The 16,384-nt window shown below is 51.3% G+C and carries 13 protein-coding genes; 9 read left to right on the forward strand and 4 right to left on the reverse strand.

Annotated features, from left to right (window positions below):
• The first annotated feature begins 67 nt into the window (after positions 1–67).
• Positions 68–1,516 (forward strand): ABC transporter substrate-binding protein, encoded by a 1,449-nt coding sequence (locus tag PVOR_RS06030; protein WP_006208227.1) that lies wholly within the window; start codon positions 68–70, stop codon positions 1,514–1,516.
• Positions 1,517–1,681: 165 nt separating this feature from the next.
• Here the strand turns inward: PVOR_RS06030 and PVOR_RS06035 are convergent, their stop codons facing one another.
• The 3 genes from PVOR_RS06035 to PVOR_RS06045 all read right to left on the reverse strand — a co-directional run bounded on the left by PVOR_RS06035 (position 1,682) and on the right by PVOR_RS06045 (position 5,181).
• Positions 1,682–2,554, reverse strand: coding sequence for an aminoglycoside 6-adenylyltransferase (locus tag PVOR_RS06035; RefSeq protein WP_006208228.1), 873 nt, complete (start codon positions 2,552–2,554; stop codon positions 1,682–1,684).
• Positions 2,555–2,725: 171 nt separating this feature from the next.
• Complete coding sequence (locus tag PVOR_RS06040; RefSeq protein ID WP_006208229.1) at positions 2,726–4,042, reverse strand: glutamate-1-semialdehyde 2,1-aminomutase; 1,317 nt, start codon at positions 4,040–4,042, stop codon at positions 2,726–2,728.
• 80 nt (positions 4,043–4,122) lie between these two features.
• On the reverse strand, positions 4,123–5,181 hold the full coding sequence (locus PVOR_RS06045; protein WP_006208230.1) for an LCP family protein: 1,059 nt from the start codon (positions 5,179–5,181) through the stop codon (positions 4,123–4,125).
• Positions 5,182–5,340: 159 nt separating this feature from the next.
• Between PVOR_RS06045 and bcp the strand changes: the two genes are divergently transcribed.
• Complete coding sequence (gene bcp, locus PVOR_RS06050) at positions 5,341–5,796, forward strand: thioredoxin-dependent thiol peroxidase (RefSeq protein WP_006208231.1); 456 nt, start codon at positions 5,341–5,343, stop codon at positions 5,794–5,796.
• A gap of 98 nt (positions 5,797–5,894) precedes the next feature.
• Here the strand turns inward: bcp and PVOR_RS06055 are convergent, their stop codons facing one another.
• Entirely contained in the window at positions 5,895–6,749 is an 855-nt protein-coding gene (locus PVOR_RS06055) for a pirin family protein (protein ID WP_006208232.1), read from the reverse strand.
• Positions 6,750–6,993: 244 nt separating this feature from the next.
• Here PVOR_RS06055 and PVOR_RS06060 point away from each other — a divergent pair, with 244 nt between their 5' ends.
• The 7 genes from PVOR_RS06060 to PVOR_RS06090 all read left to right on the forward strand — a co-directional run bounded on the left by PVOR_RS06060 (position 6,994) and on the right by PVOR_RS06090 (position 16,358).
• Complete coding sequence (locus PVOR_RS06060) at positions 6,994–8,301, forward strand: polysaccharide deacetylase (RefSeq protein ID WP_006208233.1); 1,308 nt, start codon at positions 6,994–6,996, stop codon at positions 8,299–8,301.
• Positions 8,302–8,572: 271 nt separating this feature from the next.
• Positions 8,573–9,043: a DUF1641 domain-containing protein gene (locus PVOR_RS06065; RefSeq protein ID WP_006208234.1), complete on the forward strand. Its 471-nt coding sequence runs from the start codon at positions 8,573–8,575 to the stop codon at positions 9,041–9,043.
• Positions 9,044–9,075: 32 nt separating this feature from the next.
• Positions 9,076–10,251 carry an NAD(P)/FAD-dependent oxidoreductase gene (locus PVOR_RS06070; protein WP_006208235.1) on the forward strand — a complete coding sequence of 392 codons (1,176 nt, stop codon included), beginning with the start codon at positions 9,076–9,078 and terminating at the stop codon, positions 10,249–10,251.
• A gap of 358 nt (positions 10,252–10,609) precedes the next feature.
• Positions 10,610–12,388, forward strand: coding sequence for a sensor histidine kinase (locus PVOR_RS06075; RefSeq protein ID WP_006208236.1), 1,779 nt, complete (start codon positions 10,610–10,612; stop codon positions 12,386–12,388).
• Positions 12,363–13,910: a response regulator gene (locus PVOR_RS06080; protein ID WP_006208237.1), complete on the forward strand. Its 1,548-nt coding sequence runs from the start codon at positions 12,363–12,365 to the stop codon at positions 13,908–13,910. Before PVOR_RS06075 ends, PVOR_RS06080 begins: the two co-directional genes overlap by 26 nt.
• A 141-nt stretch (positions 13,911–14,051) precedes the next feature.
• Positions 14,052–15,374, forward strand: a complete 1,323-nt coding sequence (locus PVOR_RS06085; RefSeq protein ID WP_006208238.1) for an ABC transporter substrate-binding protein — start codon at positions 14,052–14,054, stop codon at positions 15,372–15,374.
• Positions 15,375–15,404: 30 nt separating this feature from the next.
• Positions 15,405–16,358: a carbohydrate ABC transporter permease gene (locus tag PVOR_RS06090; protein ID WP_006208239.1), complete on the forward strand. Its 954-nt coding sequence runs from the start codon at positions 15,405–15,407 to the stop codon at positions 16,356–16,358.
• Positions 16,359–16,384 lie beyond the last annotated feature (26 nt).

Genomic DNA, 16,384 nt, shown 5'->3' on the forward strand with positions numbered 1-16,384 from the left:
AGCGTTCCGCTTTTATGATGGAGATAGGAAAGAACATATTATTTCAATAAGGAAAAGGGGAGTATCCATGCGCAAGTTCTCAGCACTACTGATTTGCCTTATGCTGTTCAGCTCCTTGCTTGCAGCGTGCGGCGGCGGCAAAGCAGCTCCGGAGGTCACCAGTAAAGAGGGAGGGACCACCAATACAGGGGGGACAACCACGACACAGAATGAAGAGCCGAAAGAGGATGTCGCGGATAAAAAAGTAACGATCAAGATTCACTATCCGCTGCCGGACGATACCACACTGCGTCAGCAGGAGGATGATAAAATCGCGCGTTTCCAGGCGAAGTATCCAAACGTGACGATTGTGAAGGATGACTGGCAGTACAGCGTCAATGAAATTGGGGTAAAGATGGCTTCGAACGAAGCACCGACATTTTATAACACCTGGGCTACAGAAGCGCAGCTGCTCGTGGAGCGGGGCTGGGTAGCCGACATTACGGAGTTCTGGAACAACTGGGAGTACAAGGACGACATGAACCCTGTGCTGCAGGAGCAATTTATCGTAGACGGCAAGGTGTACGGCGTTACGCAGAACGGATACATCACGTCAACCATCGTGAACAAGAAACTGCTGGACGCGAAGGGAGTAGCATTGCCGCCGATGGATTGGACGTGGGACGATATGTACAACACGGCGAAGGGTGCCGCTGATCCGAAGGCAGGTATATCCGGTATTGCGCCAATGGGCAAAGGCAATGAGGCAGGCTGGAACTGGACCAACTTCCTGTTCGAAGCCGGCGGGGATATCGAAGTGAACGAGGACGGTAAAGTGAAGGCCGTGTTTAATTCGGAAGCCGGCGTGAAGGCACTGGATTTCTACAAGAAACTGAGATGGGAAGGAAATGCCATTCCCCAGGACTGGGCTCTCGGTTGGGGCGATGCTGTCAGTTCGTTCCAGCAAGGACGTACGGCTATGGTCATTGCAGGTGCATTTGACGTGATCCAGCCTGCGTTGAATGAAGGCGGCATGAAGCCTGAGGATGTGATCGCTTATCCAATGCCAGCTATGGAGAAGGGCGGAGCACATCACGGGATTCTGGGCGGTAACTACCTGGTTATCAACCCGAACGCCACGAAGGATGAGCAGGAAATGGCATTCCGTTACATTACGTTTGATTATTTTACGGATGATGCTCTGAAATCAGTGGAGGATACAATCAATGCCCGCAAAGCCGAGGGCAAATACTTCGTTCCGACACCGCTTGAATATTTCAGCGATGATTCGGAGTACGCAGCCAAGGTAAAAGCGATTTACGATAAATACGACAACGTGTACAAATATGATCCACAGCTCTTTAGCCTGCTGGAAGGCAAGCCGGAAGCGCAGTTTGGCACGCAGGACTATTATGCCGCGATGTCCAATGTCGTACAGGAATCGTTCTCGAAGGAAGGCACGGACTCCAAGAAGCAGCTGGACGATACGGCCAAGTTAGTACAGGAGAACTTCTTCGACAAAATCGAGCAGAAATAGGAGAGAGACCGGCGATGGTCGGCCTATCTTTAAAGAGAAATACGAACAACCCGCTCAAGGAATTCCTTGAGCGGGTTGTTCGGTTTCCAGGGGGCAAACATCGGTAGCATTTCCGTGTGGCAGGGTCACAACAGCCTGCGACAGTTTCCGCTGCTTCAATCAGAATCAGTAGATTTCGCGTGCATCCGCCGGCAGCTGCCGGACATGCCGCAGGAAGGCGCTCACGCGCTGATCCTGCCCCATGTCATAGTCAAAGCCAAGCTGCTTAGCGACATCCAGCGCGGTTCTGCGGAACAGCGCTCCCATCGTAAACAGCGCCTCCCATACCTCTTCGTAGGTTCCGCGAGGGTAGGTGGACATCAGCTCATTCCAGCTGTCCGCAGACAGGTGCTTGTTCAAGTACTTGCCGTTCTTGCCTACGCTGAGTGAGAAATCGGTCTGGGTTCCTACCTGCCACTCCAGCATTTTCATCAGCATCGGCCGCATGATGTTGTGAAGATGATCCTGGGCATACAGGATTTCTGCCCGCCACAAGCCCTTGGCGACATACGTGGATACCCACCAGAACTCGTTGCAGCAATCCTCGAAAAAGGCTGCTGACGGACGCTGTACCCAGAAATCCTCGTCGGAAGGAGCAGGAATCTTGGGAAAGATTTGATCTTTATCCATTAAGATCTGGATCAGTTTGTCTTCCTTGCAGTATTTCTCCTTCTCCTCGATGGGAATCAGGGTCATGTCAATCCGGTTGCCGTCGGTAAATAACATCAGGTACGAGAACCAGCCTCCCAGATCAGGGGGAAACATAGCCATGTCTTCCGGCGTCTGCAGAATTATCCGTTCCCCGAAAACACCGATCCAATTCGGATCTTGAATGAAGCTGTCCATGTCCGTTACATGAAAGCTGATATCATAATCCTGAAATATATCCTTGGGCACATTCGGATTCGTTCTGGATCCTTCCAGGGTCACGGCCCGAACCCGTTCGTCACGGGCTGCATAGCCCAGTACCAAATCCATCATCTCTTGTTCGCTTCTCATGTTATCCATGCCTCCGTATTCATATTTTTAGAGCAGCTTTATTCGAATCGGACAGGCAGGAGGTCCACGAATTCGGACCGTAGAAGCACCGCATGGATAGGAAGCCTGTTATAACTTGTTTAGGTGTTTTTTCATGGGCGTACCTCCTTGCGTCTTTTTGGATATATAGGATTAATTCTTCATGGCCTTAAATGATTCCTCCGCAGCAACCAGCGTGGCCTCGATGTCCGTATCCGTATGGGCCGTTGTCATAAACCAGGCCTCGTATTTGGAAGGAGCCAGGTTCACGCCGCGGTCCAGCATGTGGCGGAAGAAGGCAGCGAACGCTTCGCCGTCGGTGTCTTGCGCTTCATCATAGTTCGTAACCGGATGATCGCAGAAGTGGGTGGAGAAGGAGCCGCGGATCCGGTTGATGGTCAGCGGAATGCCGTAGCGGTCCGCGGAAGCCTGCAAGCCTTCCGTCAGCTTGATTGTCAATCGTTCCATTTCCTCGTAAACCCCATCACCCTGCAGAACCTCCAGACAGGCGATTCCAGCTGCGATGGAAGCGGGGTTGCCCGCCATGGTTCCAGCCTGATAAGCAGGGCCCAGCGGAGCGACCTGCTCCATCACGTGCTTGCGGCCGCCATACGCGCCGATCGGCAGCCCGCCGCCGATGATTTTGCCAAGTGCTGTAAGGTCGGGCTGTATAGCCTCGTGGTTAGCCAGGCCCGCGTAGGTTTGGCTGGAGCCGTAGTGGAAGCGGAAGGCGCTGATGACCTCGTCATAGATGACAAGGGAACCATTATCGTGAGTCATCTGGCATAACCCCTCCAGGAATCCCGGCTTCGGCATGACCATGCCGAAGTTGCCGACAATCGGTTCCACCATGACGGCAGCAACATCATCGCCCCATCGGTCCAGGGCAGCGCGCAGGCCTTCCAGATCATTGAACGGAACCGTAATCACTTCCGAAGCGATGCTGCTCGGAATTCCGGCACTGTCTGGGATTCCGAGCGTGGACGGACCTGAACCTGCGGCTACAAGGACAAGATCCGAATGGCCGTGGTAGCAGCCCGCAAACTTGATGATTTTGTTGCGCTTGGTATATGCTCGGGCTACACGGATCGTGGTCATGACAGCCTCGGTGCCGGAGTTGACAAAACGTACCTTGTCCATGGAGGGGATGGCTTCCTTCAGCATTTTAGCCAAGGTAATCTCAAGCTCGGTCGGTGTACCGTATAAAGTGCCATTTTGGGCAGCGGCTGTAATGGCGGCTGTAATATGCGGATGGGCATGTCCCGTTATGATCGGGCCGTAAGCCGCCAGATAATCAATATAGCGGTTGCCGTCCACGTCCCAGAAGTGGGCTCCGTTTGCGCGCTTCATGAAGACAGGGGCACCGCCTCCCACGGCTTTGAACGATCGGGAGGGACTGTTCACGCCTCCAACGATATGCTGGAGTGCTTCTTGATACAGGGTTTCTGAATGGTTTCTGGATGTGGACATTAGACTAAAACTTCCTTTCTTCATGAATCAGGACAGGTTGCTGAATGAAGTAGCGACCTGTCCTGATGCGGTATAGGGTGTTAATTGCGGTCTGTTGTTGTGGATGGAGTAGCGATGCTGTCGGAAGAACTGCTGGCAGGATCACTTTCCGTGCTCTCGCTGCCCTCGGTCTCTGGATCAGGCACCGGCGGATTCATGATATCCTGGATATACTGCTTCAGCGTATCCGGATTGCCAACGGTTAAGACGGCTGCGCCTCCAATGGTTTCTTCTTTCAGAAGTTTCATCGGAGGAACCTGCTCACTGCCGCTCATTTTGCTCTTATAGGCGACATTGGCGAGTTTCCACATATCCTCGACATCGAGGTTGGTATCAATATACGGGCTGACGGATTTCAGAATCTCCGGCAGCTTCATGATTGATGTGGTGGTCTGCATTTTCTTGGCTACGGCCTTCAGGAGCTCGCGCTGACGCTCGGTTCGAGTGAAGTCGCCCATCGCATCATAGCGGAAGCGGACGTATTGCAGCGCCGCATTACCATCAAGATGCTGCATGCCTTCTTTAAGTTCAATGTCGTATTCATTTTTATCTGCTTTACTGGAATAATTCATGTCCTTCTCAACATAGAAATCAACGCCGCCGACGGAATCAACCAACTTCATAAAACCTTGAAAATCCGTATAGACATAGTATTGAACCGGGATACCAAGCAAATCGCCTACGGCCTTCATCGCCGTATTCGGACCGTGCGTAATTGCCGTATTGATCCGGTTTCGATCATATCCAGGTATTTCTACGTAAGTATCGCGCAAAATAGAGAATAAGTGCATTTTCTTGGCTACGGGATCAATTGAGGCAACAAGCATACTGTCGGAGCGAGGGATTTCACCTTCCTCAAATCCGCGGGCATCGACACCCATGAGTAAAATGTTAACGGTCTCCGTTCCTTCCCACTCCGGTGGGGCAGGGGCTTTGGCATCCACTTTTTCAAGTTCCCGGAAAGGGGAGGATTCGCCTGATTTTTGAAGACTGTGCAAGCCGTCGTAGAATGAAACTGCATAATAAATGCCGTAGCCAATGACAGCTGCGAGCACGATGCTTACACTCCATATAATCGTCTTCTTTGTTTTTTTGGTCATTGTGTTCTTCCTTTCGGATTACGCTGATGAATAAATTCGATAGAACATTTGAATATTCGACATTCATTCTATTATAATTTTTTTCGAAAAGACAATCAATTTTACGGGCCATAAGGTCCGTACAGCAGGAGTTGAAGCCTTATCGTAGATCAAACGCAATTGACAATCGGAAGCCAGGTGCCGGACTTTTCACTTCCGGCTTCGAATGGGGAGAAGGTATCTTTAAGCGATTTTCGTGGACGCAAAGTCGTGCTGTTCTTTTATCCGAAAGATATGACGCCGACCTGTACCGAGGAGGCTTGCAGCTTCCGTGACCATTATGGTGCCTTGAAAGAGGCGGGCGCGGTCGTGATCGGAATCAGCCCGGATCCGCTGAAATCTCATGCCAAATTTATGGATAAGCATAGCCTGCCCTATTTGCTTCTGTCTGATGAGGAGCATAAGGTAAGCGAGATGTTTGGCGTCTGGCAGATGAAGAAGATGTTCGGCCGTGAGTATATGGGCATTATACGCTCCACCTTTTTGATTGATGAGAACGGGAAGATGACAGGGGAGTGGCGGAAGGTTAAAGTAAAAGGTCATGTCGAAGCGGTTCTCACGGCCGTGCTGTCATAAGCTATATGAAGAACGGTCCCTCAGCATGCCTGGACAGGCATAATAAGGGACCGTTCTTTTGAGAAAATAGGACCGGAGGAATAGACGGGTGGGAGGGATCAATGCTTCAAGAACGTACCCATCCGGTATTCGCGGAACGCTTCATTCACTTCTTCTTCCGTATTCATGACAAAGGGGCCGCGTGCGGCCACGGGTTCCTTCAAGGGTTCGCCTGCATACAGCACGAAGCGGAGGGGCTCCACAGCCGTTGCCTGGATTTCACTTGGCATTCCATCAATACCGGCACCCAGCCACAGCACCTGATTCTGGGAGGCAGTCACACCTTGGCTTCCGAAGGTTCCGCTGCCCTCAAGGATATAGATGAAGCCGTTGTAGCTGCCGGGCAGGTCCTGCGCTATGGAAGCGCCAGGCTCAAGGATGGCCTCAACCATCGTAACCGGAACATGGTTTTTAGTGCCGGATACCACATGGCCAGATGAGCCGGAAAAGACCCGTGCGATCGCACTCTTCTCTTGTCTGACCGGCATCTCCGCCCCCTTCAGGTTTTGATAGCGAGGGGAGGTCATTTTCCGGTCACGGGGCAAATTGACCCAGAGCTGCAGGACATGAGCCGTTACGCCCTCGGAAGGGACTTCGTTGTGGATGACGCCGCTGCCGGCAGTCATCCACTGCACATCACCGGGCCCAAGCACCCCGCGTTGTTCGGAGACGCTGTCATAATGCTCGATGGTTCCGTCGATTACAAAAGTAACGGTTTCAATTCCCCGATGGGGATGGTCGTCGAATGAACCGGCTTGGAATTTGTCTTCCATCATGCCGAGAAACGGGTCGGATTGGGTCCAGTTACCGAATTCAATAACGGGTCCAGCGGCATGGATGGGGCTGTTGCGCCGGAGAACGACGTCTCTGACCTCTGCAATATCGCGTTTGAATACCGTTGAGTTGTTGTCCATAGCTTCTATCATCCCTTCTCATCTCGAAATAGGCCAAGAATTAATCCAAATCTGTATAACGAAGCTTCTTATAATAATGGAATTAAGATAACGCTAGCGAAGAACTCAAATTCAGTTTACTAGTAATCTGAATTAAAATCAAGTTCGCAAGAAAATATCAGATTCTAGTCTTTTTTCAAATATTCGCCCCACTATAATCTATCAGGAAACCGAACTCATAGAAACGATGGAGGTAGAGTTGATAATGAAAAACATGGTGCGGGTAACATCAATTGCAGTATTCTTCGGCGTATTGGCTGTTCTGATCATGATCGGTACGGGATTGGACTTCCAGCGGCCGATGGAGATATATGTAGAACAGGCTCCTCTGGCGACAGTACCCCTGGCAGTGCCTCAGCAGGCTGCACAGATGAAGGGGAAAGAGGTAAGCAAGCCCATCGTCATTACGGCAGACAAGGACAAACCCGCTGTGAACGCCGCACCTGTTTCATATAAAAAACTAACGGATAAAACGGTTTATCTCACTTTTGATGACGGGCCATCGGATTTAACGCTTGAGGTGCTTGATATATTGAAGCGAGAAGGAATTAAAGGCACTTTTTTTGTACTGGGCAAGGAAGCCGAGACCCGTCCGGAGATTATCAATCGCATCTATGAAGAAGGCCATACCATCGGGAATCATACATATGATCATCGTTACGACCAGCTCTACGGGCGTTTTCAGGATTTCTGGGGACAGATTAAGAAGACGGAGGAAGTCATCCGCTTGATTACGGGGGAGCGGCCGCAGTTGGTGCGAGCACCAGGGGGCACGGCAGGTCATTTTGACGAAGCCTATTTTCAATTGATGAAGCAGGGTGGCTATCATGTATTCGATTGGAATGTTGACAGTGGCGATTCCAAGTATAAAGGGGTCCCGGTTAAGGACATCGTAAAAGGGGCAACCACAAAAGTTAAGGGCAATGAGGCGATTGTGCTTCTTCATGATGGTAAAGGGCATGGCGAAAGCGTGAAGGCTCTGCCGGACATTATTTCTTATTATAAAAAGCAGGGGTACGCCTTTGAAGTGCTTTCGACAAAAACGCAGCCTGTTCAATTTACCGCACAGAAGGCGGCCCGAAAGGCTTCGCAGCCTTCGAAGCAGTGGATCACACAGGAAGTTGTTGCCAATTCCGCACTCTTTGAATCTGGAAGGACGCTCGCCGTGGAATTCGGCGGACTTGAAACCGCGTTTGCGGCAGGTGAATACAAGTTGGTGGACGGCCGGCTGATGGTTCCGCTGCGCTCCCTGGTGGAGCGGCTTGGCGGAAGCGTGTCCTGGAAGTCTCATAACAAAACCGTGCAGGTGAAGCTTGGAGGGAATCGCTGGGATGCGGACCCGGTAGGGGGCTTGCTGTTATCCCATCAAACAGGTGGCAAACCTGTGTCATCGGATGTGCATCTGATCGGCGGCACGGCTTGGATTCCGATTCGGGACGCGCTTGACTTTTCCGGCCACCCTGTTACAAGAGTGACATATGAAGAAAGCGAATATCGCGTTCTAACTTTGTAGTCGAAATTTGTATTTTATGTTTGTAATTATGCTGCACAAGTTATAGACTAGTACTTAGAGATATTTATCACAATCCCTAAGAATGTTTCAGAATAAAGGAGGGGGAAGCTTCCCCCTGCTTTATTTTTGGCGATAGATGAGTCACCCATAAGTTCGCACTTTTGTAAGTGATGCATAATAGATACCGGTTATCCCAAAATTAAACCTAGCCGGTTCGATCGTCGCCAAGTTCATCTTGGGAATTTACTTAAAGAAAAGGAGGCAATTCTTTATGACAGAAACATCTTCTCCACAACCGTCCGAAACTCCGGAAAATGTTGTAGGAAACCAAGAAGCTGCGGCGTCCAGCCGTCCTGATGTGCTGCTCGAACAACTGCTCAAGCCCGAGGTTCAGGAATCCCTTACAACTCTCGTGGACAATCTTCCTAAACTTACGGAAATGCTGTCCGTCATGACCAAAGCGTATGATTTCGGTAAATCCGTAGCTACGGATCCCGTGCTTGCGGAAGACACTATGGCTTCCCTCAGCGGATTCGCGAAGCCGGTAACGACAGCAGCAAAAAGCGTTGCATCTGCAGCTATCGAAGCCGGGGATCGTGTCCACGCTCAAGGCGACCAAGCTCAGATCGGTGTATTTGGTCTGATGAAAATGCTGAAAGATCCTCAGGTTCAAAAGGGTCTTCGCTATGCTCAGGCTTTTTTGGACGTTCTTAACGAGCGCGACCAACAAAACAAGCGTTAATCCATAAATCATACGAAGAACGGAGGATGGTCATGTCTAAACATATTTTAATTTTGGGCGGAGGCTACGGCGGCTTGCTTAGTGCACTTTCTGCACGCGAGCATTTCGGCGCATCTGCAAAAATCACGCTGATTAACCGTTTCCCAACCCATCAGATCATTACGGAATTGCACCGCCTGGCAGCAGGCAACATCGCAGAGAAAGCAGTAGCTTTGCCGCTGGATAAGCTTCTGCGCGGCGCGAACGTTGACCTGCGCATCGGCAATGTTAAGGAAATCAAGCCGGATGAGCGTTCGGTTTCCCTCGATGACGGCGGCAGCTTCACATATGATGCCCTGGTTATCGCTCTGGGCAGTGAAACTGCATTTTTCGGTATCCCGGGACTTCAAGAGAACAGCTTCATTCTGAAGTCTGTTAACGATGCAAACCGTCTGCGTGCTCACGTTGAGTCCCGCATTGCGGAATACAGCAAAACAAAAAACAAAGCGGACGCTACCATCGTGGTTGGCGGCGGCGGTTTGACCGGCGTTGAGCTTGTTGGTGAATATGCCGATATGAGAAGCGAGCTGGCTCGCAAATACGGTATCGATCCACAGGAAATCACGCTTTATTGTGTTGAAGCTGCTCCTTCCATTTTGCCGGGCTTCCCTGCTGAATTGGTTGACCGTGCGACAACAAGCCTGCAAAAACGCGGCGTGAACTTCCTGACTGGATTGCCTATTACCAAAATGGACGGCACCACCGTTGAGCTGAAAGATGGAAGCACCATCGAAACCAGCACACTGGTATGGACAGGCGGCGTACAAGGCAACAGCGTTGTCGCTAACTGCGGAATCGAAGTGAACCGCGGACGTGCGGTTGTGAACGAATTCCTGCAATCCGCTTCCCACCCTGACGTATATGTTGCTGGCGACAGCGCGGTTGTTATGGGACCAGAAGGTCGTCCGTTCCCGCCGACAGCACAGCTGGCATGGCAAATGGGCGAGCTGATCGGATACAACATGTTCGCTCAATTGAACGGCGGCGCACCAGCTTCCTTCGCACCGGTATTCTCCGGTACGCTGGGCAGCTTGGGACGTAAAGATGCCATCGGTACGATCGGCGCGAACAAGACCCAATTGAAAGGTCTGCCTGCAACCTTGATGAAGGAAGCGAGTAACATGCGTTACCTGTCCCACATCAACGGTTTGTTCACACTGGCTTACTAAGCCAAAGGGCGGCATTATACGAATACAAAGAGATGGACCCGGAGTTATTCGGGGCCATCTCTTTTTTTATATGGAGATGACCTCGGTGAAGTGAAGCACAGACTCCAAACATAAGCAGATCGACTTAGGGACAATCATCTTAAAACATAATACGATGTATACACCCGGGAGCAGAGCGAGTTCTGGGTTATGCCAGATACGGGGACTTGGGGAGAAGGCGGGAAGGGGGAAAGCAAACGGTAGAGGAGGTGGAAGAGGAGAGCTTGAAGGAGGAAATGAGGTAAGAAGGCTAAGTATTTATGTAAGCGCTATCAAAAAGAGATTCATCATTTTCATTTACGAAACGGAGGGAGTTTGTATGCGGGGATATCATCGTCTTCATTCGATTGTCATTCAGCTGTTTTTGTTTTTTTTCATCGGCACCACACTCCCGGTACTTATTATGGGTTTCCTGTCGTACAACAAATCGGCATCAATTGTGGAGGAACAAGTCAGTAAAGTTGCCTCTCTCACCATTACTCAAGTCAGTGACAAACTGAATATGTTTTTCAAGAAACTGGACGATTCCTCGATGATGGTGCTGAACAGCAAGGTGGTGCACGGCATTCTGGAGGATCAGGATATGAGCAAATATGATCTGACGCTGAAGGTGAAGGAGGGAAAGGATCTGTTGACCTCCATCATGATTAACTCGCCGGAAATATTGGATGTGTATGTATTCGATGTGCTGCGGAACAATTCGGTCCTCAGTGCCGATTCCCTGATGTCCATCCCGGACCAATGGGATTCCGCTTGGTATCAGTCGATTCTGGAAGCTAACGGCCAGGCGGTATGGTTCGGCCTGTCCGATACCTCCTACCTGAAGCAGACGGGAATGGGATTTCCGGTATTCGGCCTGGGCAGGGCGATACGGAGCTGGGATACGGGGGAGATTGTGGGGGTGATGTTCATCGAGATCATGGGGGATGTCCTGATCGACGAATTAAACCATGTCCAGTTCGGTGATACAGGGTATATGTACGTGGCCAATGATGAGAACCGTTACTTCTATCATCCCGATCCCTCCATGTATGGGAAGCAGTCCCAGATCAAGCTGCCGACGGGTCTGACGGAATATAACCTGAACAACAATAAAACACTCATGATTCCGTCGCGCCTGAACAATGGCTGGCATGTGGTTGGGATGGTACCGCTTAAGGAGCTGACGGCGGACTCGGCCAGCATCCGGAGTTTCACCGTCTGGATTGTCTTCGGATCGATCCTCGCAGCGATCGGCATCGGTTATTTCATGACCCGGCGGATTGGCAATCCGCTCGTCCAGCTAAGCAGGCTTATGCGCAGAAGCGAAGCAGGAGATCTATCGGTCCGGAGCAAGAATGTAGGTTCCAGTGAAATTGGGCAGCTGGGAAGAAGCTTCAACAAAATGATTGAGCAAATTGATCTGCTGATCAGGCGGATTGCCGCGGAGGAGTCCGAGAAGAAAAAAGCGGAAATCCGTGCACTGCGGTACCAGATTAATCCCCACTTTCTCTACAATACGCTGAATTCCATCCGCTGGATGGCCAAGCTTAACCGGACTAACGACGTGGATCAATCGGTCACCGCCCTTGTTCATCTGCTGGAGGGGAGCCTGGAGCGCAATGGCGTGTTCATACGGCTCGGCGACGAGCTGGAGCAGCTCCGTAAATACATGATTATTCAGAATTACCGTTACGACCATCAGATTGAACTAAGGATCGATTGTCCTGAGGATATGGAGGACATCCATATTCCCCGGATGCTGCTGCAGCCAATTGTGGAGAATGCGATCTTTCACGGGATTGCGCCGCTGGATGACACGGGCGTGATTCAGATCAGGATTTCATCGCAGCAGCAGGATGTCCTGGTACAGATCGAGGACAATGGGATCGGCATAAGACCTGAGCGAATAACAGGACTGCTCTCGCATGATCAGGATCACTCCAAACACGGCATGACCCATATCGGGCTGCGTCATGTTCACCAAACGGTCCAGCTGTATTATGGCAGCGGCTACGGAGTGTGGGTGGAGAGCCGGGAACACGAAGGTACACGGGTCACTATCACCTTTGCCAAGGAAAGGGGGGACGCTTATGTACAGAGTGCTGCTCGTGGATGACGAGGCAATCGCTCGTACAGGACTTCGATCCACCTTCGATTGGGAGAAGCACGGTTATCGTCTGGTCGGAGAGGCCTCCAATGGACAGCGGGCAATGAAGTGGATTCTGAATGGGGATCTCGACATTCTGATTACGGATATCGCGATGCCCGTCATGGATGGCTTGGAGCTGACCCGCCGGACCCGAGAGCTGTGTCCATGGGTGAAGGTGCTGCTGCTCAGCTGCCACAGCGATTTCGAATTCGTGCGCGAAGGCATCAGGCTTGGCGCATCGGATTATATTCTCAAGCCGACGCTGGACCCGGACTCGCTCGGTGCCATACTCGATCAGATGCGTTCGAAGCTGGAAGAGGAGCGGCAGATGCAGCGGATTCTGACGGAGCATGAGCAGCAGCAGCGGCGGAACAAGAAGAAGGCCGATGAGAAAATACTGTTTCAGGCCTTATCCGGCGATCCAAATGCGATAGAAGATTTGGAAGCCAGGAGTCATGGCGGCTCTTATATGATGGCTGTGCTTCAGCTTGATTCCGACATAGGAGATCGGGCGGCGGGGGGACAGCAGAAGGATTGGCATGAAGAGATCGAACGGCTTCTGGAGCTGTTATATGACCAGGTCCCGGAAGCGCTGGCAGCGCGGCTGGAAACGGACCGGATCGCGGCCTACGTACCGGTGCGTCCCGAAGAGAGGCGGGAAGTCAGCGAAGCGGGCATCAAGCTGCCAATTCGCTGTATCATCGGACTGAGCCGAGGCTTCAACAGCATAGGCAAGCTGCATGAGGCTTTTCAAGAAGCCGTTGAAAGTCTGGAGGGGCTTTTCTTTTATAGGGATAAACAGATTCTTCATGCGGAGGATAGGCTCCTCGTGGATGCCGAATCGGCACAGGAAGGTTCAACTTCCGGACTGTATGGCTTTAGAGCGGGGCTGGCTGTTGGGAATATGGATAAAAGCGAAGTGGAGCTGCAGGCGATCATGGAGCGCTGGAAGCCTGGAAGGATGAACAAACCTGCGGTTCTTAAAGAAGCAGAGGGCATTCTGGGACTGCTGGCCATGCATTATCTCCCTGGCGGTCCGGCGCTGCCCCAGGCAGGAGAAGCGGGGCGGCTTCGATCGGTGGAGGAGGTAAAAGGGCTTGTTCTTGAAGCTTTCCGCATGCTGCGTGAGGAAGCCATCCGTCACCCCGTCCCGGAATCCACGCTGCATGAGCGGATTGTGCTGCAGGCTGTTCAATATATTAACGCCCGCTTTACCGAGCCCATATCTCTGCAGGAGGTGGCGGACGACGTGGCTGTAAGCCGCAACTATTTTAGTGAAATGTTCAAGCGCGTCACCGGGCACAACTTTATCGATTATGTGATCGACCTTCGACTGAAACGCGCCAAGGAGCTGCTCTCCACGACCTCGCTCAGAGTGTATGAAGTAGCTGACCGATCCGGATTTAATGATGTGAAATACTTCAGCAAATTGTTCAAGAAGCTGGTAGGGATTTCGCCAGCTGAGTACCAGGGACAGCACCGTAAATGATCAAAACTTCATAGATCGGAAAAGAAGCCACTTTTTCGGAACATAATCCGTTCAAATGCTTTTTGCCAAAATTTTATAATTAAAGCGGTTACAAAGTGCTGTGCCAGCAAAACTAAATCGGGTTTGAATGGAGGAAATGAAATGACAAGGAAACAGGTAAGAGGGTCGTTGCTTGTAATCATTCTTCTACTATCATCCATGCTTCAGGCGTGTGGAGGAGGCGGAACTACGGAGGGCGGAGATTCGGGAAGTAGCGAGAAGGTCAAGATTAAATGGGCGAGCTGGGGGAATCCCGGAGAGCTTAGCCGCTACCAGGAGCTGACCAAGGATTTCAACAAGAAGCATCCTGATATCGAAGCCGAATTCATTCCAATTCCCGGCGAGTATGATCAGAAAATATTAACCCAATTAACGGGAGGGACGGCGCCGGATATTTTTTACGCCGGTGACGGTCTGATCGTGAAATTGATCGAGAATCAAAGCATTGAGAATTTAACCCCCTACATGGATGCCCCGGAGAGCTTGATCAAGAAGGAGGATTACTTCGAGGGCTTGTGGGGAGCAGCGGTGCGGGATGGGCAGACTTACGGCGTGACGGTGGATTGCAACCCGATGGTGTTGTGGTACAACAAGAAGGTGCTGAAGGAAGCGGGTATAACCGAGATGCCTGCCGATCTTCAGGCGAATGGACAATGGACCTGGGACAAGTTCAAGGAAATGTCGGACAAGATCCGGGACAGCAAGAAATACGGCTACGTGCTGGATAATTCCTGGAACAGCTATCACAGCTGGGTTACCTCGAATGGAGGCCAGGTCTACGATGACGAGGGGAATTTCGTGGCGGCTTCGGATCCCAAGGCAATGGAGGCTTTCAAGTTCCTGTTCGACAACGTGAAGTCCAAGAACATTACGTTCTCCGGGACGCTTCCCAAAGGGCAGGGCGGGGACGCCATGTTTATGTCCAACCAGGTCGGATTTGTTGCTGCGGGACGTTGGTATCTGCCGCTGTTCAAGAAGAATCAAGGACTTGAGTATGACGTGGTAACTTGGCCTACCAACACCGGCAACAAAATCGAGCCGGCCGGTATCCCAACGGCATTCCTGGTCATGAACAAGGCAGCGAAGAATAAGGAAGCAGCCTATACCTTTTTCTCCGAGTATGTAAGTAAAGAAGGTCAACGTTACCGCCTGCAGGGCGGTGGCAATGCGGTCCCGTCGGTACAAGGCACGGATGATGTGGTCCTGGAAGGAAATCTGCCGGAGCATGCCCAGTTATTCCTCGATGCTCGTGAGATCGGGTATTCCCTGACGCCGTTCGAGGCGGGCATTCCGGGTCTCAGCCAGGATATCACATCCAAATTCGAGGCACTGTGGCTGAAAGATCAGGATCTTGAAAGCTCCCTGCAGGACATTCAGGATATGGCTAATAAGAAAATTCAGGATTACAAGAGCGGCAAGAACTGATCAAGCTCTGGAGAGGAACGGTGAGAAGATATGAAGACGCAGCCTGCTGGAAGCCCCGGAGTCTCTCCTTCTCCGGAGCAGCTCCCGGAGAGGAGAACAACCTCCTTAACAAGCAAGACATCCGACGGTTTATGGGGCTACTTTTTTATCCTTCCCCAGATGATCGGACTGATCGCTTTTTCATTAATTCCGCTGATTTCGGCTTTTGTTATCAGCATGATGAACTGGGACGGGATGGGAGCCAAGAAGTTTATCGGACTCCAGAATTTCATATCCCAGCTTCAGGATGAGGAGTTCCATATCGCCCTGGTCAACACGGTGTATTATACGATTCTATCGGTACCGACAGGCATTATTCTGGCCATGCTGGTGGCGGTAGGCTTAAACCGGGTTCGCGGGAAAATCCTGTACCGGCTGATCTACTTCATGCCGAACATTACAATGTCCGTCGCAGTGGCCGTTGTGTTTATGTGGCTGTTCAACGCAGACTTTGGGCTCATTAACATGTATCTGCAGCAATGGTTCGGTATTACGGGACCTTCCTGGCTGACGGATTCCAGATATGTCATGCCCTCGATTGCCCTCTTGAGCGTATGGATGGGACTCGGGGGGAACATGGTGCTGTTCCTTGCCGGACTTCAGGGGATATCCAGAAGTTATTATGAGGCAGCCGAGATTGACGGTGCAGGCAAATGGCAGCAGTTGATTCATATTACGATTCCACTGCTGTCGCCGACAACCTTTTTTGTAACGATCATGTCCATTATCGGTTCCTTCCAGGTGTTCGACCAGTCCTTTGTCATGACCTCCGGCGGACCGGCGAAGGCGAGTTATACTCTCGTGTATCACATTTACGAGACAGCCTTTGCGGACTTTACCTTCGGCAAGAGCACGGCGTCAGCCGTCATCCTGTTTGTGATGATCCTGTCGCTCACCTTGTTCCAGATGAAAATGTCCAAACGGTGGGTTCATTACGAAGACTAACGGATCCATGCGAGGAAGGAGGAGGA

It is taken from the genome of Paenibacillus vortex V453 (assembly GCF_000193415.1).
In the GTDB taxonomy this organism is placed as follows: domain Bacteria; phylum Bacillota; class Bacilli; order Paenibacillales; family Paenibacillaceae; genus Paenibacillus_AQ; species Paenibacillus_AQ glucanolyticus.

Excerpts from the sequence above, each read along its gene's own strand:
- PVOR_RS06035 (WP_006208228.1), bottom strand. The coding sequence starts at position 2,554 with ATGAGAAGCGAACAAGAGATGATGGATTTGGTACTGGGCTATGCAGCC.
- PVOR_RS06070 (WP_006208235.1), top strand. The coding sequence starts at position 9,076 with ATGTCTAAACATATTTTAATTTTGGGCGGAGGCTACGGCGGCTTGCTT.
- PVOR_RS06060 (WP_006208233.1), top strand. The coding sequence starts at position 6,994 with ATGAAAAACATGGTGCGGGTAACATCAATTGCAGTATTCTTCGGCGTA.
- PVOR_RS06065 (WP_006208234.1), top strand. The coding sequence starts at position 8,573 with ATGACAGAAACATCTTCTCCACAACCGTCCGAAACTCCGGAAAATGTT.
- PVOR_RS06045 (WP_006208230.1), bottom strand. The coding sequence starts at position 5,181 with ATGACCAAAAAAACAAAGAAGACGATTATATGGAGTGTAAGCATCGTG.
- PVOR_RS06080 (WP_006208237.1), top strand. The coding sequence starts at position 12,363 with ATGTACAGAGTGCTGCTCGTGGATGACGAGGCAATCGCTCGTACAGGA.
- PVOR_RS06055 (WP_006208232.1), bottom strand. The coding sequence starts at position 6,749 with ATGGACAACAACTCAACGGTATTCAAACGCGATATTGCAGAGGTCAGA.
- PVOR_RS06090 (WP_006208239.1), top strand. The coding sequence starts at position 15,405 with ATGAAGACGCAGCCTGCTGGAAGCCCCGGAGTCTCTCCTTCTCCGGAG.
- PVOR_RS06075 (WP_006208236.1), top strand. The coding sequence starts at position 10,610 with ATGCGGGGATATCATCGTCTTCATTCGATTGTCATTCAGCTGTTTTTG.
- PVOR_RS06030 (WP_006208227.1), top strand. The coding sequence starts at position 68 with ATGCGCAAGTTCTCAGCACTACTGATTTGCCTTATGCTGTTCAGCTCC.
- PVOR_RS06085 (WP_006208238.1), top strand. The coding sequence starts at position 14,052 with ATGACAAGGAAACAGGTAAGAGGGTCGTTGCTTGTAATCATTCTTCTA.
- PVOR_RS06040 (WP_006208229.1), bottom strand. The coding sequence starts at position 4,042 with ATGTCCACATCCAGAAACCATTCAGAAACCCTGTATCAAGAAGCACTC.